The following is a 24554-nucleotide window of genomic DNA, read 5'->3' on the forward strand; positions in this document are numbered from 1 at the left end:
GTATAAGGCAGGTTACCCACGCGTTACTCACCCGTCCGCCACTAGAAATAAATTAAATCAACCGAAGCTTCAATAAAATATTTCCCGTTCGACTTGCATGTGTTAAGCACGCCGCCAGCGTTCATCCTGAGCCAGGATCAAACTCTCTGATAAAGTGTGTCAGCAATTCAGCGCTGCTTGCAGCGGCTTAATTGCGCATCACTGAGTGAGCAAAGCTCACGAAGTGTTTGATGCACTCAAGACAACCAACTAGCTTAGTTATCTCTCGTCATTACTGTTATAAAAAGTTCATTCTTTTGAATGATGATTCGTTAAGAATTTTCGAGAATCGTATGTGTTTCACTGTTTAGTTATCAAGGTTGTTTGTCTGTCATCTCTTTGCGACAGCTTGTTTACTTTATCATATCTTTCAGATCTTGTCAAGCACTTTTTTCAAAAGTTTTTAAGATTTTCAAGATCCTGTCTAAAGCTGTTTGTTTCTGTCGTTCTGTTCAAGCGACTTGGTTACTTTATCATAAGTTCAGTCATTTGTCAACAGTTAATTTGAATTTTCTGAAAACCATTTTATTTTTCAGTATTTCAGAAGCAATTCCTTGCGACAGCTTGTTTACTATACCACTGCCGCAAGGAATCGTCAAGCACTTTTTACAAAATCTTACAAAAATCTTTTAGATTTTTTCGCAGCAATCTCCATATTGCAGCCCAATAAAACACTCAATCTGAAAAGTCCTATCATAACAAGTACGCCATAATATACATCAAATATATTTTCTTTCATTTTTTAATTAAATTGTTTTCATAATGAAAGAATTTCTGTCACTGTAACGTTAGAACTTTTCCCATAAACAGCACTTCCTCATTTGCACTGTCGTAGATCAGAAATGCAAATGGCCGTGTCAGCTCAACATCTTTTATAATCGGATCCGTATCCATTGCAGACATGCATTCCATTGTCACTGCAGTCACAGCGGCAGCCTTAGTTCCATTTTCGTCTAGTTCCAGCTTTGTTTTCTGTAAAACAGAACTGACATGAACCGCTTTATCTGCAATGCCTGAAAAATCAGCATCGTCTGAAAAAACATTCTCAAGTCCTATTCTGCTGAGGATATCACTTAACTCAGCGGTTGTTTCAAAATTCAGCTTAGGCATTTTACAATTAACTTCATCGTATTCCGGTTCTGATTCCAGAAGACCTTCAATATCCAGCTCATCAAGAGTAAAATCTCCTTCTGCTTTCGGCAAAATTCCAATGAAACTCAGATTATTTGCATAGTATTTTTCAAATGCTGTTGCCGCATCATTTTCATAGTAATTATCACCGATGCTTGTCATGTACTTTGTTTCTTCGTTATCGCCGAATTTTTCTTTTTCATCAGAAACATCCCATGGATCCTGGGACCATCCGGATTCGAAATACAATGAATTGGTGAGACACAATTCACTGTTTTCATTAAGCATGTCAGGTTTCATAATTTCCGGAATCAGCCCATCTGTATTTTCATTGCACCATGCATTAATAGTATTGCATGTGTTTTCTTTATCAGAAAAATCAAGAATTTCCGCCTCTGCTTCAAAATTATCTTCTGCATTTTTTTGAAATTGGTCCTGCAGAGTCAGTCCCCGATTTACCCATAAAGCATCTGCAATTTTTAATTTCGATGTATAACCATAATTTTCGTCTTCTGTATTATAGCTTTTAATTACATTCATATACTTTCTGGCATATGCTGCAAAATCATCGGTTCCTAAATATTCATTTAATGCGTTTTTCGTTTCGCCCTTGGCACCTTCTGCAATCATGCCAAGGGCGAAGTTAAGGCTTGTGGGGCTTAACATTATATTGGAATCCTGATTTTCTTTGGCTATTTCATCTGTAAGGTTAATAGAATTCTGCAGATTAACTGATTTATCAAGATCAATGTTCTTTTCAGCTGCATTTAATTCTGCGTGACTGGCTGTGGCAGCATATACATGGATTGGAGGAGCCATGGTTGTCATGAACGTCAGTGCTCCGGCAAAAAGTTTTATTTTATTCATGTATAACCTCCTTGTACGGTCGATGAAGTCCTTTTTGCAAAGGTTTTCTGCAAGTTTTTGTTTTATTTTAACATATTTGTTTCTTCTTTCTGTTATATTAATTTTCATTTAGTATAAGCGAATTTCCGTATTTACAAGCAGCTCTCCCTCATATTGTAGTTTAACAGAGAAAAAACGTTTTTCCTCTGAAAGAAGCAGGTTCAGAAAAACTTTATCACCTTCCCATGTAGGAAGCTCTGGCACTATTTTCTTATCAACCCAGCATAGTTCGCCTTCATTGCATTCAATCAGTTCCCCGGTATATCCATCAGCTGTAAATACACACATAAGCTCAGATTCACATTCGCTGTTTATAAAGGTTACCAGGCCACGAAATTTGTAGGAAGTAAGTGTGAGTCCTGTTTCTTCTTTTACTTCACGCAGAAGACATTCTTCAGGGGATTCCTGATCTTCTGTATGTCCACCTACACCGATCCATTTGCCTTTATTTATGTCATTTTGCTTTTTTACTCTGTGAAGCATCAAATATTTGCCATCGTTTTCGATATAGCATAAAGTAGTTATTGTCATTTATTCTCCTTCCCGCAGGCACTGCTTTTTTCTGTAAAATATAAAACAAGGGCGATGCATATCAGTTTTATACATGCCCCTGTTTACTGTTTTAAATCAGATTTCGCGTGTAGCTTCTTTCAGCCATTCTTTTTCCTCTTCTTCCAGATATGGAGAAATCTTTTTATATACCTGTGCATGATAATTATTAAGAAGTGCCCGTTCCTGCACAGTCATCAGCTCGGGAACAACAGCATCCAGATCAAACGGTACCATAGTCAGATGTTCAAAGCACATAAACTGGCCAAATGAGGTTTTCTCTGCTTTTTTGCATACAAGCAGGTTTTCGTGGCGGATTCCATATTGGTTTTCCACATAGTATCCAGGCTCATCTGATGTGATCATACCCTCTTCCAGTACTGCATTATCTCCCTGAATAATTCTCCAGCGGAAGCTGTTTGGTCCTTCATGAACATTCAGAAGATAACCAACTCCATGTCCTGTTCCATGATTAAAATCCTGTCCCATTTCCCATAACGGACCACGCGCCAGATAATCCAGATTTACACCAGTACAGCCATAACGGAATTTGGCATTTCCAAGGTTCAGCATGCCACGTAAAACAGCGGTAAAATATTTCTTCTGCTCGTCATTCACAGAGCCCATAACAATTGTGCGGGTGGTATCTGTAGTACCTTCGTAATAGTGTCCGCCTGTATCTGCCAGAAGGAAATTGCCAGGCTCAATGGCAATATCTGTCTCTGGTGTTGCAGAATAATGGTTGATTGCAGCATGAATGCCATAAGAAATAATGGGGTCAAAGCTGTTGTCGATAAAGTTCTCCTGCTGGGCACGGAAGCTGTACAGCTTCTCTCCTGCGCTTAACTCTGTTATTGGAATTTTGCCAACATTTTTCTTTAGCCAGCAGATGAATTTGGTAAGCGCAACTCCGTCTTTGATATGAGCGATACGTTCATTTTCTACTTCTACTGGATTTTTAATTGATTTTGGAAGAAAAGTCAGGTTGGCTTCATCCAGAATCGTTACTTCCTTCGGAATACTGTTTACCAGACGACAGTTGGCTTTCTTTTTACAAAGAAGAACTGTCATGTCTTTCTCAAATGTTTTTACATATTCATAAATGCTGTCATAGGGCAAAATGGTTACGCCATCCTTAGATAATGCGTCCAGAATTGAAGCCGAAAATGCTTTTTCATTTGCAAACAGCCTGATTTCTGTTTTGGTCATGACCAAATAAGAGAGAACAACCGGACAGCAATGTACATCGCCGCCACGAATATTCAGCAGCCATGCAATGTCATCCAGAGAAGTCAGTACAAATCCATCTGCACCTTTCTCTTCCATTGATTTACGGATTCTTCCACATTTGTCAGCACGGGATTCGCCTGCCCATTTTACATCCAGTTCCATAACCGGTTCGCAGGAAAGTGCCGGACGATCTTCCCAGATTTCTCCTACCAGATCAGAATCCGTCTGAAGAGTGGCTCCTTTTTTTGCAAGAAGTTCGGCCAGTTCATCTGCTTCTTCGGCGCTGACGGTTCTTCCGTCAAAACCAAGGCACATTCCCTCGCCTAATTTTTCTTCCAGAAACTGGTGCACAGTGGGAACATCTGGTTCTCCCATTTTAAAAAGCTCTACACCCGTTCCCTCCAGCTGTGCGGCCGCCTGGATGAAATATCTTCCATCTGTCCACAATCCAGCCATATCCTGCATGATGACTGCTCTGCCGGCAGATCCGGTAAAACCTGTAATATATTTTCTGCACTTAAAGTATTCTCCTACATATTCAGATGCATGAAAATCATCTGTGGGAACAAGATAAGCATCTATTTTCTTCTCTGCCATTACTTCCCGAAGTGCGGTGATTCGTTCTTTAACTGTCATAAAACTGACTCCTTCCAGTGAATTTTGTCTATTCCTATTATAATATCCACGTTACCCTTTCGCAACCTGTTTAAGAAAAAACACTTTTCTATTCCCAAAAGACGTGATATACTAACTTTCGAAATGAATGATATGCAAAATAGGATTTTATGCGTCAAGTGTTCGGTGAATGGGGAGTTGTCACTGAAACGAAAAGCACGTCTTACGGTATATTATCCGCACCCGTTGCAAGCACTATAAGAGGGATATCTCATATTGTGTCAGAGCCTGCCCGAAAGGAGCTTTCTGCAAGATGCACATTGCGATTTGTGGAAACGTTTTTTAACAGGCTCAAGGGAATGTTTTCGACATACATTCTATCACAATTGGAGATATCCTTTTTTGCGTATTAAGCAGGCAGATATTCGAATTCGAAAATCCTTCCCCGGTTTTATCAAAAAAGGATAGTCTCCGCAATCAAATACAAAGGAGGTTATTTTTAATGGTTGACAAACAAAAAATAGAACAGGCCATCCGCCTGCTTCTGGAAGGAATCGGTGAGGATATTACCCGGGAGGGACTGATTGATACTCCCGACAGAATTGCACGTATGTGCGAGGAAATTTACGGTGGTCTCGATCAGGAAGCAGATCACCATTTACTGAAGCAGTTTCCAGTAGAAAATAATGAGATCGTATTGGAAAAAGATATTACTTTTTACTCTATGTGCGAGCATCATCTGATGCCTTTTTATGGTAAGGCGCACCTGGCTTATATTCCCGATGGAAAAGTCACAGGATTAAGCAAGCTGGCACGTACGGTAGAGGTTTATGCCAGAAGACCGCAGATCCAGGAACGCCTCACAGTACAGATTGCGGACGCTCTGGAGCGTGCCCTCTCTCCGAAGGGAATTATGGTTATGCTGGAAGCAGAACACACCTGCATGACCATGCGAGGCGTTAAAAAGCCAGGAAGCAAAACAATTACGACTGTAACCCGCGGAGCCTTCAAAGAAGATAAGGAGCTGCAGAAAATGTTCCTTTCCATGGTCGGAAAATGAGCAGTTCTTTTTCTGAAACAAACCGTATTTCTTTAATCTGGCGGCATCCCCTTTATCAAAAGCACTGTGAGAAAATACAGGAGCTTGAAAAAAATCGTATTTTCTGCAGACATACGCCGGAACACTTTCTGGATGTTGCCAGGCTGATGTATATTTATTCTCTGGAAAACAAGCTTAATCTGTCCAGGGAAATCATTTATGCCACTGCTCTTCTTCATGACATTGGCCGTGCGCAGCAATATCTGTCGGGTATTTCTCATGACATTGCAGGAGTTGAAATAGCCGGAAAGATTCTGGCAGATCTGCATTTTACAGAGCAGGAAAAAGAGGAAATATTATCTGCGATCAGTCAGCACAGGACGGATGGATCTGATAATGTGTTGGCTATGCTGCTATATAAGGCTGATAAAAAGTCCAGAAATTGTTTTTCATGTTCAGCAGCTTCAGAATGTTACTGGCCTTCTGAGAAAAAAAATCTGACAATTGAATATTAAGCCTTCTAAAAAATCTAACAGAAAGGATGGTTTCTATTTATGAAAATTGGAAATCGTTTTTTTGATACACAAAATCACACTTATATAATGGGAATTTTAAATATTACTCCTGATTCTTTTTCCGATGGCGGGAAATGGAATCATTTAGATGAAGCTTTGCGGCATACAGAAGCCATGATCGCGGATGGTGCGGATATTATCGATATTGGCGGGGAGTCTACGCGTCCCGGACACACGCCGGTCAGTGCAGAGGAAGAAGCTCAGAGAGTTTTGCCCGTTATCGAAGCGGTCAGAAAACGTTTTGACATTCCCATTTCTGTAGATACCTTCAAAAGCAGCGTGGCAGAAAGTGCGATTCAGGCCGGTGCAGATCTGGTCAACGATATCTGGGGATTAAAATATGATTCTGAAATGGGAGCTGTAATTGCCAAATATGATGTTGCATGCTGTCTCATGCACAATAAGTCCAATACAGAATATAACAATTTTCTCATCGATATGCTTTCTGAGACACAGGAATGTGTCAATCTTGCAAGAAAAGCAGGAATCAAAGATGAGAAAATCATTCTCGATCCAGGGGTTGGATTTGGAAAAACATTTGAGATGAATCTGGAAACTATGAATCATCTGGAGCTTTTTAAGAATCTGGGCTTTCCGGTTCTTCTTGGCACCTCACGCAAGTCGATGATCGGACTGGCACTTGATCTGCCTGTAGACCAGCGTGTAGAGGGAACACTGGCTACCAGTGTAATTGGTGTGATGAAGGGCTGTTCTTTTGTGCGTGTTCATGATGTCAAGGAGAACAGACGCGTGATCCAGATGACAGAAGCAATTTGGGGTTGTAATTGAGAGTAAAGAGGACATTCGCAATCCGCTTTGCTACTTGCTCATGAACGCAGTCGCGAAACGATTGCGTTCAAATTCCTCAAAATTGTAAATAGTCAACAGAAAGGAACAACTGTTATGGATGAAACCAGATTTGATAAAATAGAAATTAAAGAACTGGAAATTTTTGCCAACCATGGTGTCTATCCGGAAGAAAATGTACTTGGACAAAAATTTGTTATTTCTGCCACCCTCTTTACCCACACACGTCAGGCCGGGTTAACGGACGATCTGTCTGCTTCTATCAATTACGGGGAAGTCAGCCACATGATTACAGATTTCACCAGAAAACATACTTTTAAGCTTCTGGAAGCGCTTGCAGAAAATCTTGCAGAGATGCTGCTCGACTCTCTTTCCGGTCTGGAACAGATCACACTGAAAATTGAAAAGCCATGGGCTCCTGTTGGTCTTCCACTGAAAACCGTATCTGTGGAAATCACAAGAAAATGGCATACTGCATACATTGCTTTTGGCTCTAATATGGGAGATAAAAAGCTGTTCATCGACAATGGGATACGTGGTTTGAATAAAACAAAAGGATGCCGGATAGAGGCCGTTTCTGATTATCTTGTAACAGAACCTTATGGTGTTACCGATCAGGATGAATTTCTGAATGGAGTTTTGAAAATGCGTACCCTTCTTTCACCGGAAGAATTGCTGGAACGTCTTCATCAGCTGGAACAGGAGGCAAACCGGGAACGTATTATTCACTGGGGTCCTCGTACTCTGGATCTGGATATTCTCTTTTATGATCAGGAAATCATTGATACTGCAGATCTTCACATCCCCCATCCGGATATGCAGAATCGTGACTTTGTGCTGGCTCCTATGAACCAGATTGCCCCTTACCTCAGGCATCCTGTACTAAATCAGACAATTTCACAGCTTTTAAATATTCTTCTTTGCCGCTAAACGAACATGTCGCCTACCGGCGACATCACATATGAAAGTCAGCTGTTCCGCGCCTATGACGCTCCCACAGCTGCCGACCGCATTCGTAATCCGTGCTATCACGCCACCGTACGGTTCCGTATACAGCGGTTCAACCAACTTAACAAGTGACAATCTAACATTGGGGCTGCCGGAAAACAGGCAGCCCCTTGTGTAATAATTCGCATCTGCTGTCAGGAAGTGAGACGCTGTCCGCAATATTCACAGTTGCACAGGCGGCCTTTTATTATCTGATTCTTTGCACCGCAGCTGGGACAGGTAACTGTAATATAAATCTTCTCATTCACACGTCTGTTTGGTGCAGTGATCAATATATAATTTTCTTCTCTGTCTATCTGAATATTTCGAATATACCCTTTGGCAATCATTTTTTCCAATTTCCTTACAGCATCTTTTCCCATCTCAGTCTCAAACTTCTCAAATGAGAGCGTGCTCTGGGCATAAGATTCAAACCAACAGGCTATTTCTCTGGCTTTTTTCTTCTTCAATGCTTTCTGGATTTCCCGGAAGGTGGGATACAAAAATAACAATCCCAGTATAATCTCCGTTGCTGCCATTCCCCAGCGTCCTTCACCAATATATTTCTCTGCTGCGCCAATAGCTCCCAGAGTAAAAAGTATACAGAAGCCACAAAGAACCCATTTCAGTTTTCCTAACACTCCTGTTTTTTTATTCTTTTCTGTTAAAAAATCATTCATGTCTGTTTCCTCTTTCCCCAATTAATCAATCTCTGTTATATACGAAAGCCTGTTTAAAAAATCATTCCTGCAATCTGCACGCCCTGATGAATCTTCTGTCAGCATATACCAAAATCCGTCTGTCAGCCAGCTCCCAGCAAAAGCCACGCATCGCCTAACGGATCGTAATAATAAACCACATTATCTCCTGCCGCATAATATTTTTCTTTTGTAAAATGTTCCTCATGATCTGTCCCTATAACAAATACCGGACAGTTTCTTCCCTCAATATACTCCTCCGTACCGGTATACCACAGGGACATTCCAAGACCAAGGTAATAACTAACTTCGTCTGTTTGCGCAATCAAGTCCCTGGCAATATTTATATCCAATGAATAATCATACTCTGATTGATACTCATCCCAATCATAATATATTGAAAAATCATAGCAGTAGGCTTCCGCTGCAAGGTGTCCATCCTTTAGCGATACCATAGGATGGTATTGCACACTCATATTCTGCTTCTGCACAGAAACCATTACATTGGAAAAAATCTCGCTCATATTGCAGCGCAGGATAATGACTTCATTTTCCTGCCCCATATACCATGGATTGTTCAGATCTTCCAAATATTCCCCTTCTTCCGTAACCTGAGTCGGATAAATACTGATCTTACAATCAAGTCCTGGAACAATAGCATAGATTTCATAACCTCCTGCATCAACAACAGTTCCATCCTGCAAAAAAGGATAAGCCGCAGCCAATTCTTCCTGCCTGGTATATTCAAGTATCTCTGATGTATCTGCATTTTCATAAGTGTAGCCCAGAAATGCCATTCCAGCCTGGCATTCATTTTCTCTGATAATGTCTTGCAAAATTGCCAGATTCTCTTCTGCCCCAGAAGTTTGGGCAGATACTTCTCTCACACATTCACCGTAGTTACTAAAAGAAAACAGTACTGCGCAAACACATACAGCAATAGAAAATTTTTTCATACTTTCAGCTCCTTCCTGTCAGAATATGCCTATGCCTTTCTATTTCAGTGTGGTTACAATCAATTTACTTTCCAACGCAGCTGCTATCAGATCTTCCTTACAGCTATATCCTGCCTTGTCAATCATTTCCTGAAAATTCCATCTTACCCCGGAAGTCGAACAATCCATTTTCCTTGCAATCTCCGAATAGGACATCCCATGAATATACAAACGCAGCATTTCCAGTTGTCTTGGACTGATATCACCGCTTGTGATCCAGTTAAGTTCCACCTTTGGCGTTATATCCGGAAATACACGCTCACCATTTAAGGTTCTGTAAATCACACTCCGTATATCCTCTTCACCGTGATCTTTATACCAGAGACTGTCCGCACATCCGCTTTTTGCTCTTTCCAGCACCTTGGGATCGATCAGAGACGTAACAACCAATACCTTTGTATATGGGTACTTTTCCCTGATCATTTTTCCGGCGCTCAGCCCATCGTGATTATGAAATGTCTGAACATCCATGATTACAAGATCTATTACTGAATAATCACAGATTTTTACAGCTTCACGGGCATCCGAAATTGTCTGAACATGTCGAAATTCCGGATTCTGCATAAGAATATATTCAAAATACTTCTGCATGATCTTCTGATCTTCTACTATCAGTACACGTACCATCCAAACTCATCCTTTCTGTCAGCGGCATTTTCAATATCAGACAAAACTCAGGGACAAATGAAATTTGCATTGTGCAGTTCATTGATTCGGCTGCTTTTTTCAGTGCAGACAAACCACCGCCTTCTTCCGCATTTTTTTCAGGCGCATCTCCATCATTGGTGATCCGGATGTTGTATTCATTTGCATATTTGTCTATCTTCACAAAAACAACATTGCCGTGGGCATGTCTGGCACAGTTTGTCACACATTCACGGATTGCTCTGTCTGCCAGAACTCTGTAAGATGGATATAAAGGAAAGTTTCCGCTGATCTGAACCGAAATCCCAAGCTCCTCTGCATGTTTAATCGTATCCTCATACAGCTTTTCCATACTCTCTACGGCAGAGCCGGTAAGAATATAAACCAGATGCTTCAATGCAGACAATTGTTTATCCATTTTGTCCTGATTTTCTTTTCTCTCCAATATTCTGCGTATTGACAGAAGACTTCGCCCAAAATTATCATGGACTTGCATTTTCATAGCAAGTGTTTCCTGCTCTCTGATTTTATCACCGATTTTTTCGTACATTTCCTCCAGCTTATGATTCAGGATTTCCAGCTTTTCATTGTTTGCCCTGATCTTTTCACTATTATAGTAAATTTCTGATACATTAACTGCTACTGTCTGCAGATATCCTGCACAATCCGGCTCCTGCAGACGATATTCCTGAAACATCCAGACAGAATCATCTGGAAAATAAAACACGTTACTGTCGCTGCTTAATCGGATAAGTCCTTTTGATATAATTTCATTGTCCATTGCTTTTCGCAATGTATCATAATCCTGCAGATAAGCCCCCGTCATCATTCTGCACAATTCCTGCATCTTGGTATTACACAAAACAATCCTTCCAAGCGAATCCGAAAAGCATACTCCACACGGAACGTCATCCACAGCTTCATTCACAGACCAGTACGACAAGGAATGATTATATTTGTATCTCTCCTTCCAGATTGCCCAACAAAGATAAAATGTCAATGCAACAATCCCTGCTGCTAAAATACTGGCCGGATAATCCTGGAGCATTGGCTGATATGCACTTTCTCCAATACTATATCTATGCTCATTCATCAAAGAAACCATAAGAGCAAAAGAAACTGCAAAAACAGTTATTGTCGTTATCACTTTCTTTTTCCCGGAAAAACAGGTGATTCTTAGCAGAAAGAGAATAAGTTCCAAAATCAGGCAGATTTCCAGAAGAATCATCAGAAAATTCTGCATTGCTATGCTGCATTCTACAAAACTATTCATCTGCCGCCTCTCTTTCTGAATATGCTGCACCCAACAAACCATTCTTTTTCATCTTCCTGCTGCACTTTAAGGTCCGGTCTTTCTGACATTAAGCCGCACAGATCTGCCTCTGATGCAATGTGAACGGAAATCCGAAGATCATCATCAATCTGCGACACACGGTAAAACATAGACTGCATCACATCAGATAGCCGTTCTGCAAGCCATTCAAAGGTATCATAGCATTTTAGTATATCCTCTGCATTCAGCTGAATATCTCCATTTTCCACATAATAAGCAGCCCGGATCCTGCATAATTTTAAACTGTCACAGGATTCTGCAAGACTTTGCCTGAGATCTTCCATAGTAAGCACATTTCCATCTGATGTATATTGTGTCAATACCAGATTTTTTCTCCGCTTCAAATATGTACCAATAACTACAATTTTACCGAGAAGCAGATCATATCGTTCCCTTGATTCCGTCCTTTCCAGTTCATCCATCAACTGCGACAGCAATTCCAGCTGTCCGGCAGTCTGATTCTGTATCATGTTTAACAGCCGATTCTGTTCTTCTGTTTTTCTTCGCTCCGCTTCTTTCTCATAGGTTTTCTGCAGCAGTCTGTTTCTGGCAGTCAGTTCTTCCTGCTGTTCCCGAATATCCTGATATTGATCCAGCAATATTGAAATATCTTCTGACCAAAACAGATGTCCTCCCCTTATGGGAATATGGTTGATCCGGATTCCCTGTTCCTGCACAGATGATCTGTGAATGATCATTGTACGCATTTCAGGAGAAAGCTTGGGAAAATCACCAGAATGATAATAACGCTGAAAAGAATCATCTGTAATCTCTGCGTCCAGCCCTCCTGAAGTCTGGAATAATTCAAAATATCGATTGTTTGTCTGTATCAATCCGCATACTATACAGCCCTGATAAATTGCTGCCATTAAAAGACAACACACTGCTGTCATATCCCCTGCAAGGGTTTTGATGAAAGACAAATGAAATATATTTCCAACATTCCATCCCAGAAGCAATATTCCTGGAATGACTGGCAGCCAAAACTGTTTCTTTCCCGGAATCCTGCTTTTTCTGATCAGAATAATTTCCATTCCCGTCAGACAACTCAGCATCCACCCCTGAATCACTGCAAAAAGAATACCATAACTATAATCCCTATCCGAAAATGGAGGCTGTTTAGAAAACCGAAACACCAGCTGATGCAAATCATTTGTAAAAACACTTATGATCAATACTGCCGCCACAGTCAAAAGAATTATGATTTGTCTGACCGTTTTTTCTTCATCTTTTTCAACAAAAAACAATGCTGCTGACAGACCTAAAACAGGGATCAAGATCATCGGAATATAATACAGATACCAACATATATGTTCTCCAAGAGGTTCATGAAAAATATGAAATTTCACTGTTCTTACAAAGAACCAGAATACCATCAGACAACCAATTGCAGTCAGACATCTGCGCATTTTTTTATATACTACATGCTTTTCCAGATAGATTACCCAGGCACAGTACAGCCCCAGGTAAATACAATTGCGGCACTGGTCTGCAAAATTTCCTGCAAAAGTATTTTTCGGTCTTACCAGCCTGCAGAAATAAGCCAGAAGCACGCTTATCAGAATTACTCCATACGACAACATCCTCTTTTTATTATATGTCATGAAAATTCCTCTCTCATTGTATACTTTTATAACAAGTATACTATAAAACTCTGTTTTATTATATAGTTTTTAGAGAAATTGTCAATTTTCAGAGTTTTCCGATTATTGGTCACTGGGTTAGAATGAACAATAACCCTATTATCACGAACAGAGTGAACAATCATGTCCACTCTGTTTTTCATTACTTAAAACGGTCTTGGCTGACCACAATATTCGCAGAACCTTCCCACATTCTCTGCACCACACTGGCATCTCCACGATCCGCTATCAGGTTGCATTCCTGGGTTCATGTTCATTCCAGGACGCGTTCCTGCGTTCATGCTCATTCCAGGCTGCATCCCTGTGTTCATGCTCGTTCCAGGCTGTATTCCGGCATCATTTTGTGTCAAAGCCGCAATGATCTGATGTCCAGTCTGCTCCACTTCCATCAATTCGCCTCTCTTTTCACTGCTTATGGAAAAAGTATTCAGACGAAAATCCATATCGTCAAACCATGGAGTGTTAACCTTAATGCGCATGGTATAATCAAACTCATAGTCATATATTGGCGGCTGATAGCTTACCGTTTTTCCATCCTTTGTATAGGTTTTCTCAATCTGTTGTCGATCCACCTCTACTCTACACTGTACAATGGCGGATAACGGAACTATATCCGGATTTTCATTAACATCCAGTTTCCGTGCAACAGTAAAATTTCTCTTATGATCATCAATGAAAACAGTATAATTTCTGGTACTGATCTGACGGGTTATGCAAAAATCCATTACTGCCTTTTTGTTATTTTCACGATATTCCAATTGGCGTTTTATATCCTCTACCGTACTGTGCCGCCGTTCCTCAAACCATGGTGATAATTTTTTGGCACAGTTTTTACATAGATTCCCGTCATCTAATTTTCGATTTCCCAGTAAACCTATTTTTTCTCCGCAGATATCACAGATTTTCTTATCAAATAATCCCATAGCTTTCCTTTCTTTTCTGCCGCACCAGAATCATGCAGTTCTGGTGCGGCAGTATTTTACACTATTCTACAACATCTATTTTGTCAAAATATGTCTTTACGGAGAAGTCCTCTCCATCTGTTTCAGAAGTTTCTTCTTCACTGCCATCAGACTCTGGTTCAAAACACAGTTTTCCATCATCTAATAAACTGAGCCTCATAGTATCACAACTGAAAAGCATAGTTCCAGCCTCATCTCCCGCTGCAGTTTTCAATACCAGAATATTTCCATCCATTTCTCCCTGGAGTTCAGCTCTGCCCTCTTCTCCGCTTTCAATTACGATAAGCTCAGACTTATCTTCCTGAATAGACAACATCATCTCAAATCCGGTCAGTTCAGAATTGACAGGCATCTGCATTCCAAATGCATCCATCAAAGTGCAGATCCATTCTCCTTTGAAATCCTCCATGGTCGGGTTTTCCACCGGTTTGCCTGGTACATATGGCTCATACTCTTCCTTTTCCTGGCTTAGGATCATTGTCGTTCCATCTGCAGTTATCGTTATTTTTCCATCAGCATACTCACATTCTACCGTTTGATCGCTATAAGTCATCAACAATTTATCATTTTCTATTTTCCACTCTGATTGATCTGCCTCTGGTTCTTCCCCACTGTAAGACGTTATGGTTTCCATCTGACCGCCCTCTTTAATATCCACGGTCACTTCCATTCCCATTACTCCTGGATGAAACAAAATGTCTCCACCCATGGAAAGCTCATTTACATACCAGGTTCCAATAACATCCTTTTCTTCAAGTGCATAAGCATTCACGCTCATCAGGCCTGTCATTAAGACTCCAACTGTTCCAGCCACCCACAGTCTCATTTTTTTGTTCATAAAAACATCTCCCTTCTTGTTATTATCGTGTTTTTTGTTATTTTCATTATACGTGAATGCTTTCCTATTTGCACTAGCACTTCTGACAGTAACTGAACTGATCGGGTACATCGAATATTAAGCAACCGCCATATTGACTTGTCTGATTTTTCATCTGCTGCGCCTACGTCAGTCACCGTAGCCACCCAGAATTTAATCCACACAAGAAAAGCCTGTGATACCACCCTTTTCAGGCAGTATCGCAGGCTCACTTTACGCTACGACATAATAAACATTACATGTTTATATTATATATTTATAATGCGGACTTGCCGCGAAAAATTCTTATTCCTCTGTTCCGTACAAAGTGATCAGCTTCTGCAGATACTCGTATCTTGCCTTAGCCTCGGACTGGTTCTTAGCGAACAGTCTGGCAGCTTTCTCAGGATTCTGACGCTGTAAGGAGTTGTAACGAACCTCACCATTCAGGAATTCCTGATAATCTGTCATATCCGGTGCTTTGGAATCAAGGCTGAACTTGCTTCCCTCAGCAGCTGGATTGAAGCGGAAGTTATGCCAGTATCCACACTTAACAGCAAGCTCTTCCTCTGTCTGAGCTTTTGACATACCTTTCTTGATACCATGGTTGATACATGGAGCGTATGCAATGATAAGGGATGGTCCCGGATAAGCCTCTGCCTCTGCAATTGCTTTGATAGCCTGGTTGAAGTCAGCTCCCATAGAGATCTGAGCAACATATACATAACCATAGCTCATTGCGATAGAAGCCATATCTTTCTTCTTGGTCTCTTTACCGCCAGCTGCGAACTGTGCGATCGCACCTGTAGGTGTAGACTTGGAAGACTGTCCGCCTGTGTTGGAGTAAACCTCTGTATCGAATACCATAACGTTGATGTCACGTCCGCTTGCGAGAACATGGTCAACACCACCGAATCCGATATCGTAAGCCCATCCGTCACCACCGAAGATCCACTGGGATTTCTTAGCAAGGAAGTCTTTCTGTGTAAGAATGTCTTTTGCTTTGTCGCATCCGCAAGCCTCAAGAGCTGCAACCAGTTTCTCTGTTGCTGCACCGTTGGTAGCACCGCATGCGAAAGTATCCAGCCATTCCTGACCAGCAGCTTTAACATCTGCATTATCGCCGTTAGCTACAACATCTTCAATTTTTGCTTTCAGGCCATCACGGATAGCTTTCTGAGCAAGAAGCATACCATAACCGAACTCAGCGTTATCCTCGAATAAGGAGTTGCCCCATGCAGGACCCTGTCCCTTAGCATTTACGGTATATGGTGTAGAAGGTGAGGAGTTACCCCAGATAGAGGAGCATCCTGTAGCGTTTGCAATGTACATTCTGTCACCAAACAGCTGAGTGATCAGTTTTGCGTAAGGTGTCTCACCACATCCTGCGCAAGCTCCTGAGAACTCAAGAAGCGGCTGTTTGAACTGGCTTCCCTTAACAGTTGTCTCTTTGAATTTAGCGATAACGTCTTCTTTAACCGGAAGAGTTACACCGTAATCGAAGTATTTCTGCTCTCCCATGTTTGCTTCAAGGTTTTCCATGGCAAGTGCTTTCGCACCTTTCTTGCCTGGGCAGACATTCGCACAGGAACCACATCCTGTACAGTCAAGAGCGGATACAGTCATTGTGAACTGATACTCATCTTTCATACCAGTCATTGGTAATGTCTTGATTCCCTCCGGAGCATTTGCAGCCTCTTCAGCTGTAAGAGCTACCGGACGGATAACTGCGTGCGGGCAGACATAAGCACATCTGTTACACTGGATACAGTTCTCCGGATTCCATACAGGGATATTTACAGCGATACCACGTTTCTCGTATGCAGCAGCACCGGATGGTGTAGTACCGTCAACATAATCTTTAAATGCAGATACAGGCAGTGTATTACCTTCCTGAGCATTAACCTTAGCCTGGATGTTGTTAACGAAATCAACAACTTCCTGACGTCCTTCTGTAGCGTGAGTCATATGAAGACCCTCGTCTGCAGCATCTTTCCAGCTCTCTGGAACCTGAATCTCAACAACCTGCTTAGCACCAGCATCGATAGCTGCCCAGTTCTTCTGAACAACATCATCACCTTTACGTCCGTATGTTGCTTTCGCAGCAGCCTTCATAAGCTCGATAGCCTGCTCCTCCGGAATGATTCCGGTAAGTTTGAAGAATGCGGACTGAAGGATTGTGTTGATACGTGTTGGTCCCATGCCAGTCTCAATACCGATCTTAACACCGTCGATGGTGTAGAATTTGATACCGTGGTTAGCGATGAATGCCTTAACCTGTCCTGGAAGATGTTTTTCAAGACCTTCCATATCCCATGCACAGTTCAGAAGGAATGTACCGCCGTCAACCAGTTCCTGTACCATGTTATATTTGTTCACATAGGACGGATTGTGGCATGCTACAAAGTTTGCTTTGTGGATCAGGTAGGTAGATTTGATCGGTTTCTTACCAAAACGAAGGTGGGACATTGTAACACCACCTGACTTCTTGGAGTCATAATCAAAGTATGCCTGAGCGTACATATCTGTATTGTCACCGATGATCTTGATGGAGTTTTTGTTAGCACCTACAGTACCATCAGCACCAAGTCCCCAGAACTTACAGTTTGTTGTTCCCTCTGGAGTAGTTACAAGCGGAGCGCCTGTCTCAAGAGAAAGGTTTGTAACATCATCAACGATACCAAGAGTAAATTTCTCTTTCTCAGTATTGTCATAAACAGCTACGATCTGAGCCGGTGTTGTGTCCTTTGAACCAAGTCCGTAACGTCCGGTGAAGATCTTAACGCCGTCAAATTTGCTGTTCTTAAGTGCAGCAACAACATCAAGATACAGAGGCTCGCCCTGAGCTCCTGGCTCTTTCGTTCTGTCAAGAACTGTGATCTGTTTAACTGTCTCAGGAATAGCATCGATAAGAGCCTGTGCGCAGAATGGTCTGTAAAGACGAACTTTAACAACACCAACTTTTCTGCCAGCTGCCATTAAGTAGTCGATTGTCTCCTCGATGGTATCATTTACAGAACCCATAGCTACGATAACGTGCTCTGCGTCTGCTGCTCCATAGTAGTTGAACAGCTTGTAATCAGTACCGATCTTAGCGTTAACTTTGTCCATGTACTCCTGTACGACTGCCGGAAGAGCATCGTAGTATGGGTTACATGCCTCTCTTGCCTGGAAGAAGATATCCGGGTTCTGAGCGGAACCTCTCTGACATGGATGGTTCGGATTCAGTGCGTGATCACGAAATGCCTGGATAGCGTCCATATCTGCCATATCTTTCAGGTCTTCATAGTCCCATGTCTCAATCTTCTGGATCTCGTGAGATGTACGGAATCCGTCGAAGAAGTTGATGAACGGAACTTTTCCCTTGATTGCTGCAAGGTGTGCTACCGGAGTAAGGTCCATAACTTCCTGTACGGAAGACTCACACAGCATTGCACAACCAGTCTGACGACAGGCCATAACATCGGAATGATCTCCGAAAATGGAAAGTGCGTGGGAAGCAAGTGCACGAGCGGATACGTTGAATACACCCGGAAGCTGCTCACCAGCGATCTTGTAAAGGTTCGGGATCATCAGTAACAGACCCTGGGATGCTGTATAGGTAGTAGTAAGGGCACCAGCTGCAAGAGATCCGTGTACTGCACCAGCAGCACCAGCCTCAGACTGCATCTCTGTTACCTGTACTTCCTGTCCAAAGATGTTCTTTCTTCCCTGGGTTGCCCACTCGTCTGTAGCCTCAGCCATAACAGATGAAGGGGTGATCGGGTAAATTGCAGCTACATCAGAAAAAGCGTATGATGCATGAGCGGCTGCATGGTTACCATCCATGGTTTTCATCTTTCTTGCCATAGTTTGTTTTTCCTCCTTAAAGGTATGATGAAAATAATATTTCTAGACACAATGTGTCTAAAAGTCCATATGACATTATAGCATAATCTTCCAATGATGTCTATTTTGATTTTTGTATATTATCACATACAAAGATTACCAGTAAGCATAAAAAAAGCCAGCCAGATACTCCTTTATGGAGTCTGACCAGCTTTTTAGCATATTACATTTCCGGCATGAGAACTTCCTGAAGGGATTTTCTCTTAAGCATTTCCCACACCCCCTGCTGAATCTCACAGAGTTCTCTGTGCATGTAGCAAGGAAGATGATCTCCTTTTCCATCTGTTGGACACTCATAACCTGAAGCCATACATTCTATAATGAACAAATCCGGGTCAATAGCCTTATATACGTCAAACAGAGTCAGTTCACCAAGTGATTTATTCATGGCATATCCACCATGGACTCCGCGATATCCTTTCACAATACCGGCTTTCTGAAGTTTCTTTAGTATCTTATAGGCAAAGGGAGCGGTAATGGATTCCTTCTCGCAGATTTCATTAACGCTAAGGCGAGTTTCCCCTGACAGTGCCCGAAGAACTCTTGCTGCGTAATCGCACTCTCTTGTAATAAACATGTCTGTACCTTCTCCTTACTGGACACAAATCGTACTGATTCTTATATTATGTCCCTTTTCTTCTCTTCCCCTCCCAGTATGTTCAAATTATAGCAATTTTCAACTTCTATTTCAATAGTTTTTTAATTTTTTTAACATTAATTTCACACTATTTTTAGTTATCGACTGTTTTTAGACGTTTATTTATTTCCAGACAGATTTCTTCCGCTGTCCGATTGTCTGTTTTTATAACAAAGTCTGCAGCAGCTTCATACTTGGGACGCCTTGCCTCCATCAATTCTTTTATGTATTCCGGATTCATATTTTTTTCCAGAAGAGGTCTGTTGTGGCTGCCTTTCACTCTTTCGTAAACAGTCTCTGGTTCTGCTGTCAAAAGAACAATCGTTCCATTCTTCTTCATCTCATCTACATTGCACTGACGCATTACAGTTCCTCCGCCACACGATACTACAATATTATCCATGTCAGAAATTTTTCTTACAAGTTCGGTCTCCAGATTTCGAAAATATTCTTCCCCTTTTTTTTCAAAAATTTCTGGAATGCTCATTCCCTGTTCCTGAACAATCTGCTCATCCATCTCAATTTTGTCAAAACCGCATACCTCATGCAGGCAATTCAGGATCATACTTTTACCGGTTCCCATAAAACCGGTAAGATATATCTGTTTCTTCGGCATAATTTTTCCTCCAGTTGAATGCCAGGGAAGCAGCACCGTACACCACCTTTTAGAAAAAACTTCCGGAGCTTTTATTCATTCTGGCATTATATTCAGCCATTATAACAGCGGCTTTTTTTTTTGTAAAGTCTAAGGTTTTTGGATTTTGTAAGTTTTCTCCATGTTTCTGCTGTAAAACAGCCTTTAAACAAGAAATAATTGTTGCAAATTTGCCAGTTTACGATAAAATGAAAATCGGCTATACTTATCATTATATGTGTATTTATAAGGATAACGTTTTAATATAGGAGGAAAATATGATTTCAGCAAACAATATTACTTTGCGAGTTGGAAAGAAAGCTCTTTTCGAAGATGTTAATATCAAATTTACAGAAGGAAACTGCTACGGACTTATTGGCGCCAACGGTGCAGGAAAATCTACATTTCTGAAGATTCTTTCCGGTCAGCTGGAGCCTACCAAGGGCGACATTGTGATCACACCAGGACAACGTCTCTCTTTTTTACAGCAGGATCACTTCAAATATGATGCCTATACAGTTCTCGACACTGTAATTATGGGTAACCTTCGTCTCTATGAGATCATGAAAGAGAAGGAAGCCATTTACGCCAAGGAGGATTTTACCGACGAAGACGGAATCCGTGCCAGCGAGCTTGAAGGTGAATTCGCAGAGATGAACGGATGGGAAGCAGAATCCGATGCTGCTACTCTTCTGAACGGTCTTGGAATTGACACTGAATTCCACTATGCACAGATGGCTGACCTGACCGGTAGTATGAAAGTCAAGGTTCTTCTTGCACAGGCACTTTTCGGAAATCCTGACATTCTGCTGCTGGATGAGCCTACCAACCATCTGGATCTTCCCGCAATTGAATGGCTTGAAGAATTCCTGATCAATTTTGATAATACTGTTATCGTGGTATCCCATGACCGTTACTTCCTGAACAAGGTTTGTACACAGACTGCTGATATTGATTATGGTAAAATTCAGCTGTACGCTGGTAACTATGATTTCTGGTATGAATCCAGCCAGCTTCTGATCAAGCAGATGAAAGAAGCAAACAAGAAAAAAGAAGAGAAGATCAAAGAGCTCCAGGAATTTATTTCCCGATTCAGTGCTAACGCTTCCAAGTCCAAGCAGGCAACCTCCCGTAAGAGAGCCCTTGAGAAGATCCAGCTGGATGACATGCGTCCTTCCAGCCGTAAATATCCCTACATCGACTTCCGCCCGAACCGTGAAATTGGAAATGAAGTTCTCATGGTTGAAAATCTTTCCAAAACCATTGATGGCGTGAAGGTTCTGGATAACATTTCTTTCACTCTTGGACGTGAGGACAAGGTTGCTTTCGTTGGTGCCAATGAGCAGGCGATCACTACTTTCTTCAAGATCATCACTGGAGAAATGGAACCGGATGAAGGTAATTATAAATGGGGAATCACTACCACCCAGGCTTATTTCCCCAAAGACAATACTCAGGAATTCGATAACGATCTTACGATCACAGACTGGCTGACACAGTATTCTGAGATCAAGGATGCCACTTATGTACGTGGTTTCCTTGGACGTATGCTCTTCCCTGGTGAGGATGGTGTGAAACGTGTCCGCGTACTTTCCGGTGGTGAGAAGGTTCGCTGCCTTCTTTCCAAAATGATGATTTCCGGTGCCAACATCCTGATTCTGGATGAGCCTACTAACCATCTGGATATGGAGTCCATCACTGCATTGAACAATGGTCTGATCAAGTTCCCGGGGGTAATTCTTTTCACCTCTCATGATCATCAGTTTGTTCAGACAACTGCAAACCGCATCATGGAAATTCTTCCAAATGGTACTATGATTGACAAGATCACTACTTATGACGAATATCTTGCAAGTGATGAGATGGCTAAAAAGCGCCATGTCTTTGAGATTACTGAGGAAGACGCTCAGGATAATTAAAACGCGTTTGAAAAGTCTTTCCGCAAGATGTACGACACAGATTTTCCAAACACATTCTTAAAAAGCTCCTCCTGTCAAATCAACTGACAGGAGGAGCTTTTCGCAGATATTGCTGTTTGCTTTTCTAGAGCATGTTTGAAAATGGGTTCAGGGTTTATTTACTGTTTCCTGCATATCCGCTTACCTTGATATAATCAGACGGATAGTAATAAGTTACATTGCCTTTCTTCGTGGTCAGAACACCTGTATAAGATCTTCCGGCAGAGCTCTGTGGAATCAGCATAAAATGATACTTGGTGCTTCCATTGGTAGTCAGATATTTTCTCTTATAGAGTTTGCCGCCCTTCTTATTGGTGTAGCGTCTGAATGCCACATACTTGGACTTGAAGCTGTAATTTTCATAAGAGGTTGTGTTTAATCTGCGATTAATGTTAGCACCCTTTTTAGCCGCAACAATTAATGGTAAAGTAGAAAGATTGCTTCCGGTTCTTGTCATCTTGATCCACTGACCTTTCTTGATGGTCCTTGTGTTCTTCAATGGACTGTGACTGGAACTCTGGTATGCTGCTGTAATCTTGCTCTTGGCATTCGGTGAGGTAATTTTCACGCTAAGCTTCACAGAACCTGATGTAACCTTAAGGCAGGCGATCATTCCCTGATTGGAAGAGGTGCTGCTCTTAATGTATGTGTTGTTAATGATCTGGCCGGAATCTGTTCTGGCGCCCTTCAAAGCTTCTGCTTCTCCGCCATATGCATATACAATATCATATCTGGTGCCGGAACTCTGCGGCTGAATGCGGTAACTGTAATTCGTAATCGCATTTGACTGAATATTGGTATTCAATAAATGAATACATCTGCCTGCTTTTACTGTGATCGGTTTAAACGATTTGGTTGCCGCTGATACCGGCAAGGTACAAAGCATGGTCATAGCAGCCGCTGCGACCCCGATCAATAGTTTCTTAAACTTCTTTCCTTCTCTCATAAATCCTCCTTGCTGCTCGTCTTGCGAGCTTAATATAATACATTTGCTGGTGGCTTTTGCTTACCGAACCCTTATCAGGAACACTTTATCATTTGTTTCTGATTCGCACTGCTGACTGTGCCAGAGTGTGTTTGAAAAAGGCATTTGGCATATAGCAGCATGCAGTGTTTTCTTTATAAATATTTTAGCATATTTCGCTTTGTTTTCTGTAAAATATATGTTTCTTACTCTTCTGCTGTGATTGCAGCCAGTTTGCCGCCTGTCACTTTCAAAAGATCCGCAACTGGCACTTTCAAGGTCAGACCGATTCTCCCCCCGCTTACATAAATTTCTTGAAAATTTCCTGCTGAAGCGTCAAAAACAGTGGGAAAAGGTTTCTTCATTCCAATAGGGCTACAGCCACCGCGAACATAACCTGTGATCTTCGTAATATCTTTCACATGGATCATATCAACTGCCTTCTCTCCTACTGCTTTGGCAGCTGCCTTACGATCCACTTCTTTCTCAATCGGGACTACAAATACATAATATCCGCCGCTTTTCCCTTCCATAACAAGTGTCTTAAAGGACTGTTCATATGGTGCACCTGTAATGTCTGCACAATGGATTCCGTCAATAAATTCGTCACATTCATAGGCAAGTGTTTCATACTTTACCTTCTGTCTGTCCAGCATTCGCATTGCATTTGTCTTTGCTTCTTTTGCCATTTCGGGTCAACCTCCTGTAATGTATTGGCATAGTAAAGTTTTACCATAGAATTATGTTTTCGTCAATGGAATCTGTCGGGCTGATTTTGCCCCGAAAAAAAAGGAGGGCCAGGGCTTATCAAAAAGTCCTGGCAAGTATGAAAAAGAAAATATGATCTATACGATTAAAAAGGTTATCGCCTTTGTTTGATTATTAATATACCTGAAATCTGTGATGAAATTGTGAGGGAGATTTGATGGGTTTGTGAAAATTTCTGTGAGTAGAAGTCAAATTTTAGCACCCACATTATATATTATGCATTCAGAATTTCACCCACATTTTGCCCATACGGAATTACTTATGTGAACAGGACGTGGGCTGGGTCTGCGTGTTGACTTTGCGGATAAAAAATGAGCACCCTGTATTTTGTACAGAGTGCCCAATTTCATTGCTACATAGCAATTATAGTTTATTCAATTATTAGAACTTACCAGCCTTAGCAGCTTCCTCTACAGAAACTGTAAGCCTTTATTTTACAGCATTATTATAGCTTTTGTTAGTTACTCATATGTTACATATCTCTTCGTATGTTACCTCACTCTGTTTTCGCTATATTAAAATAAGAAGAAAAGCCCTTGCTTTTCTGCGGGCAGCTGCAGGAAAGCAAGGGCTTTTCTCATATCTAAGGGATATATTTAATGTACCAGATTCTTTCTCATCTGTCGAGTTTTATCGTGCGAGATAGTGCGACAGATTTCGACATCACAGGTTCTTCACCAGGACTGTGAATCCTG

General features: G+C 41.5%; 20 protein-coding genes, 1 rRNA gene and 1 riboswitch. Of the genes, 5 read left to right on the forward strand and 16 right to left on the reverse strand.

All coding sequences use genetic code 11. From position 1 onward, the window contains the following. The 4 genes from I4V84_RS18330 to I4V84_RS18345 all read right to left on the reverse strand — a co-directional run. Window positions 1-153, reverse strand: a 16S ribosomal RNA gene (locus I4V84_RS18330); the annotation flags it as partial. 663 nt (window positions 154-816) lie between these two features. Further along, the gene (locus tag I4V84_RS18335) at window positions 817-2037 is read right to left on the reverse strand and encodes a serpin family protein (RefSeq protein WP_195993098.1); all 1221 of its coding nucleotides are present in this window, start codon (window positions 2035-2037) and stop codon (window positions 817-819) included. Between the two features lie 108 nt (window positions 2038-2145). Beyond that, the gene (locus tag I4V84_RS18340; RefSeq protein WP_173773894.1) at window positions 2146-2607 is read right to left on the reverse strand and encodes an 8-oxo-dGTP diphosphatase; all 462 of its coding nucleotides are present in this window, start codon (window positions 2605-2607) and stop codon (window positions 2146-2148) included. Between the two features lie 96 nt (window positions 2608-2703). Further along, window positions 2704-4491 (reverse strand): aminopeptidase P family protein, encoded by a 1788-nt coding sequence (locus I4V84_RS18345; protein WP_195993099.1) that lies wholly within the window; start codon window positions 4489-4491, stop codon window positions 2704-2706. A 133-nt stretch (window positions 4492-4624) separates the two neighbouring features. Beyond that, a riboswitch (THF riboswitch) is annotated at window positions 4625-4721 on the forward strand. Window positions 4722-4972: 251 nt separating this feature from the next. Between I4V84_RS18345 and folE the strand changes: the two genes are divergently transcribed. The 4 genes from folE (at window position 4973) to folK (ending at window position 7821) form a co-directional block, all read left to right on the forward strand. Beyond that, window positions 4973-5530, forward strand: a complete 558-nt coding sequence (folE, locus tag I4V84_RS18350) for a GTP cyclohydrolase I FolE (RefSeq protein ID WP_195993100.1) — start codon at window positions 4973-4975, stop codon at window positions 5528-5530. After that, a complete protein-coding gene (locus I4V84_RS18355; protein ID WP_195993101.1) occupies window positions 5527-6024 on the forward strand; it encodes an HD domain-containing protein in 498 nt (165 codons plus the stop codon). Before folE ends, I4V84_RS18355 begins: the two co-directional genes overlap by 4 nt. A 39-nt stretch (window positions 6025-6063) precedes the next feature. Then, complete coding sequence (gene folP / locus I4V84_RS18360; RefSeq protein WP_195993102.1) at window positions 6064-6873, forward strand: dihydropteroate synthase; 810 nt, start codon at window positions 6064-6066, stop codon at window positions 6871-6873. A gap of 114 nt (window positions 6874-6987) precedes the next feature. Beyond that, window positions 6988-7821: a 2-amino-4-hydroxy-6-hydroxymethyldihydropteridine diphosphokinase gene (gene folK / locus I4V84_RS18365; protein WP_187565519.1), complete on the forward strand. Its 834-nt coding sequence runs from the start codon at window positions 6988-6990 to the stop codon at window positions 7819-7821. Between the two features lie 212 nt (window positions 7822-8033). On the opposite strand, the gene I4V84_RS18370 is transcribed toward folK, so the two are convergent. From I4V84_RS18370 to I4V84_RS18415, 10 genes are all read right to left on the reverse strand, one after another. Beyond that, the gene (locus tag I4V84_RS18370) at window positions 8034-8558 is read right to left on the reverse strand and encodes a hypothetical protein (RefSeq protein WP_173719453.1); all 525 of its coding nucleotides are present in this window, start codon (window positions 8556-8558) and stop codon (window positions 8034-8036) included. 122 nt (window positions 8559-8680) lie between these two features. Continuing rightward, a complete protein-coding gene (locus tag I4V84_RS18375) occupies window positions 8681-9532 on the reverse strand; it encodes a hypothetical protein (protein WP_118581483.1) in 852 nt (283 codons plus the stop codon). Between the two features lie 39 nt (window positions 9533-9571). Beyond that, the gene (locus tag I4V84_RS18380; RefSeq protein ID WP_118581480.1) at window positions 9572-10198 is read right to left on the reverse strand and encodes a response regulator transcription factor; all 627 of its coding nucleotides are present in this window, start codon (window positions 10196-10198) and stop codon (window positions 9572-9574) included. Further along, window positions 10146-11489 (reverse strand): ATP-binding protein, encoded by a 1344-nt coding sequence (locus tag I4V84_RS18385; RefSeq protein WP_195993103.1) that lies wholly within the window; start codon window positions 11487-11489, stop codon window positions 10146-10148. Before I4V84_RS18385 ends, I4V84_RS18380 begins: the two co-directional genes overlap by 53 nt. Continuing rightward, complete coding sequence (locus I4V84_RS18390) at window positions 11486-13153, reverse strand: histidine kinase N-terminal 7TM domain-containing protein (RefSeq protein WP_195993104.1); 1668 nt, start codon at window positions 13151-13153, stop codon at window positions 11486-11488. Before I4V84_RS18390 ends, I4V84_RS18385 begins: the two co-directional genes overlap by 4 nt. Window positions 13154-13338: 185 nt before the next feature. Next, a complete protein-coding gene (locus I4V84_RS18395; RefSeq protein WP_195993105.1) occupies window positions 13339-14115 on the reverse strand; it encodes a DUF4428 domain-containing protein in 777 nt (258 codons plus the stop codon). Between the two features lie 61 nt (window positions 14116-14176). Beyond that, window positions 14177-14992: a hypothetical protein gene (locus I4V84_RS18400; protein ID WP_118581471.1), complete on the reverse strand. Its 816-nt coding sequence runs from the start codon at window positions 14990-14992 to the stop codon at window positions 14177-14179. 324 nt (window positions 14993-15316) lie between these two features. Further along, window positions 15317-18859 (reverse strand): pyruvate:ferredoxin (flavodoxin) oxidoreductase, encoded by a 3543-nt coding sequence (gene nifJ, locus I4V84_RS18405; RefSeq protein WP_148462236.1) that lies wholly within the window; start codon window positions 18857-18859, stop codon window positions 15317-15319. A gap of 202 nt (window positions 18860-19061) precedes the next feature. Beyond that, the gene (locus I4V84_RS18410; RefSeq protein WP_118581465.1) at window positions 19062-19475 is read right to left on the reverse strand and encodes an Rrf2 family transcriptional regulator; all 414 of its coding nucleotides are present in this window, start codon (window positions 19473-19475) and stop codon (window positions 19062-19064) included. A 154-nt stretch (window positions 19476-19629) separates the two neighbouring features. Then, window positions 19630-20151, reverse strand: a complete 522-nt coding sequence (locus tag I4V84_RS18415) for a shikimate kinase (protein ID WP_195993106.1) — start codon at window positions 20149-20151, stop codon at window positions 19630-19632. 296 nt (window positions 20152-20447) lie between these two features. Between I4V84_RS18415 and I4V84_RS18420 the strand changes: the two genes are divergently transcribed. After that, a complete protein-coding gene (locus I4V84_RS18420) occupies window positions 20448-22088 on the forward strand; it encodes an ATP-binding cassette domain-containing protein (protein WP_118581462.1) in 1641 nt (546 codons plus the stop codon). A gap of 154 nt (window positions 22089-22242) precedes the next feature. Here the strand turns inward: I4V84_RS18420 and I4V84_RS18425 are convergent, their stop codons facing one another. Together I4V84_RS18425 and ybaK are read right to left on the reverse strand one after the other, a co-directional pair. Beyond that, window positions 22243-23073, reverse strand: coding sequence for a hypothetical protein (locus tag I4V84_RS18425; RefSeq protein WP_173719454.1), 831 nt, complete (start codon window positions 23071-23073; stop codon window positions 22243-22245). Between the two features lie 224 nt (window positions 23074-23297). Then, entirely contained in the window at window positions 23298-23780 is a 483-nt protein-coding gene (gene ybaK, locus I4V84_RS18430; protein ID WP_118581456.1) for a Cys-tRNA(Pro) deacylase, read from the reverse strand. Window positions 23781-24554 lie beyond the last annotated feature (774 nt).

Source organism: Ruminococcus sp. 1001713B170207_170306_F1 (assembly GCF_015668065.1).
Classification (GTDB): domain Bacteria; phylum Bacillota; class Clostridia; order Lachnospirales; family Lachnospiraceae; genus Blautia_A; species Blautia_A faecis.

What these genes read in the sequence shown, in the direction of transcription:
- I4V84_RS18380 (WP_118581480.1), bottom strand. Translation starts at nt 10,198, where the DNA reads ATGGTACGTGTACTGATAGTAGAAGATCAGAAGATCATGCAGAAGTAT.
- I4V84_RS18370 (WP_173719453.1), bottom strand. Translation starts at nt 8,558, where the DNA reads ATGAATGATTTTTTAACAGAAAAGAATAAAAAAACAGGAGTGTTAGGA.
- I4V84_RS18410 (WP_118581465.1), bottom strand. Translation starts at nt 19,475, where the DNA reads ATGTTTATTACAAGAGAGTGCGATTACGCAGCAAGAGTTCTTCGGGCA.
- I4V84_RS18385 (WP_195993103.1), bottom strand. Translation starts at nt 11,489, where the DNA reads ATGAATAGTTTTGTAGAATGCAGCATAGCAATGCAGAATTTTCTGATG.
- I4V84_RS18375 (WP_118581483.1), bottom strand. Translation starts at nt 9,532, where the DNA reads ATGAAAAAATTTTCTATTGCTGTATGTGTTTGCGCAGTACTGTTTTCT.
- I4V84_RS18345 (WP_195993099.1), bottom strand. Translation starts at nt 4,491, where the DNA reads ATGACAGTTAAAGAACGAATCACCGCACTTCGGGAAGTAATGGCAGAG.
- ybaK (WP_118581456.1), bottom strand. Translation starts at nt 23,780, where the DNA reads ATGGCAAAAGAAGCAAAGACAAATGCAATGCGAATGCTGGACAGACAG.
- nifJ (WP_148462236.1), bottom strand. Translation starts at nt 18,859, where the DNA reads ATGGCAAGAAAGATGAAAACCATGGATGGTAACCATGCAGCCGCTCAT.
- I4V84_RS18355 (WP_195993101.1), top strand. Translation starts at nt 5,527, where the DNA reads ATGAGCAGTTCTTTTTCTGAAACAAACCGTATTTCTTTAATCTGGCGG.
- I4V84_RS18335 (WP_195993098.1), bottom strand. Translation starts at nt 2,037, where the DNA reads ATGAATAAAATAAAACTTTTTGCCGGAGCACTGACGTTCATGACAACC.
- I4V84_RS18400 (WP_118581471.1), bottom strand. Translation starts at nt 14,992, where the DNA reads ATGAACAAAAAAATGAGACTGTGGGTGGCTGGAACAGTTGGAGTCTTA.
- I4V84_RS18395 (WP_195993105.1), bottom strand. Translation starts at nt 14,115, where the DNA reads ATGGGATTATTTGATAAGAAAATCTGTGATATCTGCGGAGAAAAAATA.
- I4V84_RS18340 (WP_173773894.1), bottom strand. Translation starts at nt 2,607, where the DNA reads ATGACAATAACTACTTTATGCTATATCGAAAACGATGGCAAATATTTG.
- folP (WP_195993102.1), top strand. Translation starts at nt 6,064, where the DNA reads ATGAAAATTGGAAATCGTTTTTTTGATACACAAAATCACACTTATATA.
- folK (WP_187565519.1), top strand. Translation starts at nt 6,988, where the DNA reads ATGGATGAAACCAGATTTGATAAAATAGAAATTAAAGAACTGGAAATT.
- I4V84_RS18390 (WP_195993104.1), bottom strand. Translation starts at nt 13,153, where the DNA reads ATGACATATAATAAAAAGAGGATGTTGTCGTATGGAGTAATTCTGATA.
- I4V84_RS18425 (WP_173719454.1), bottom strand. Translation starts at nt 23,073, where the DNA reads ATGAGAGAAGGAAAGAAGTTTAAGAAACTATTGATCGGGGTCGCAGCG.
- I4V84_RS18420 (WP_118581462.1), top strand. Translation starts at nt 20,448, where the DNA reads ATGATTTCAGCAAACAATATTACTTTGCGAGTTGGAAAGAAAGCTCTT.
- folE (WP_195993100.1), top strand. Translation starts at nt 4,973, where the DNA reads ATGGTTGACAAACAAAAAATAGAACAGGCCATCCGCCTGCTTCTGGAA.
- I4V84_RS18415 (WP_195993106.1), bottom strand. Translation starts at nt 20,151, where the DNA reads ATGCCGAAGAAACAGATATATCTTACCGGTTTTATGGGAACCGGTAAA.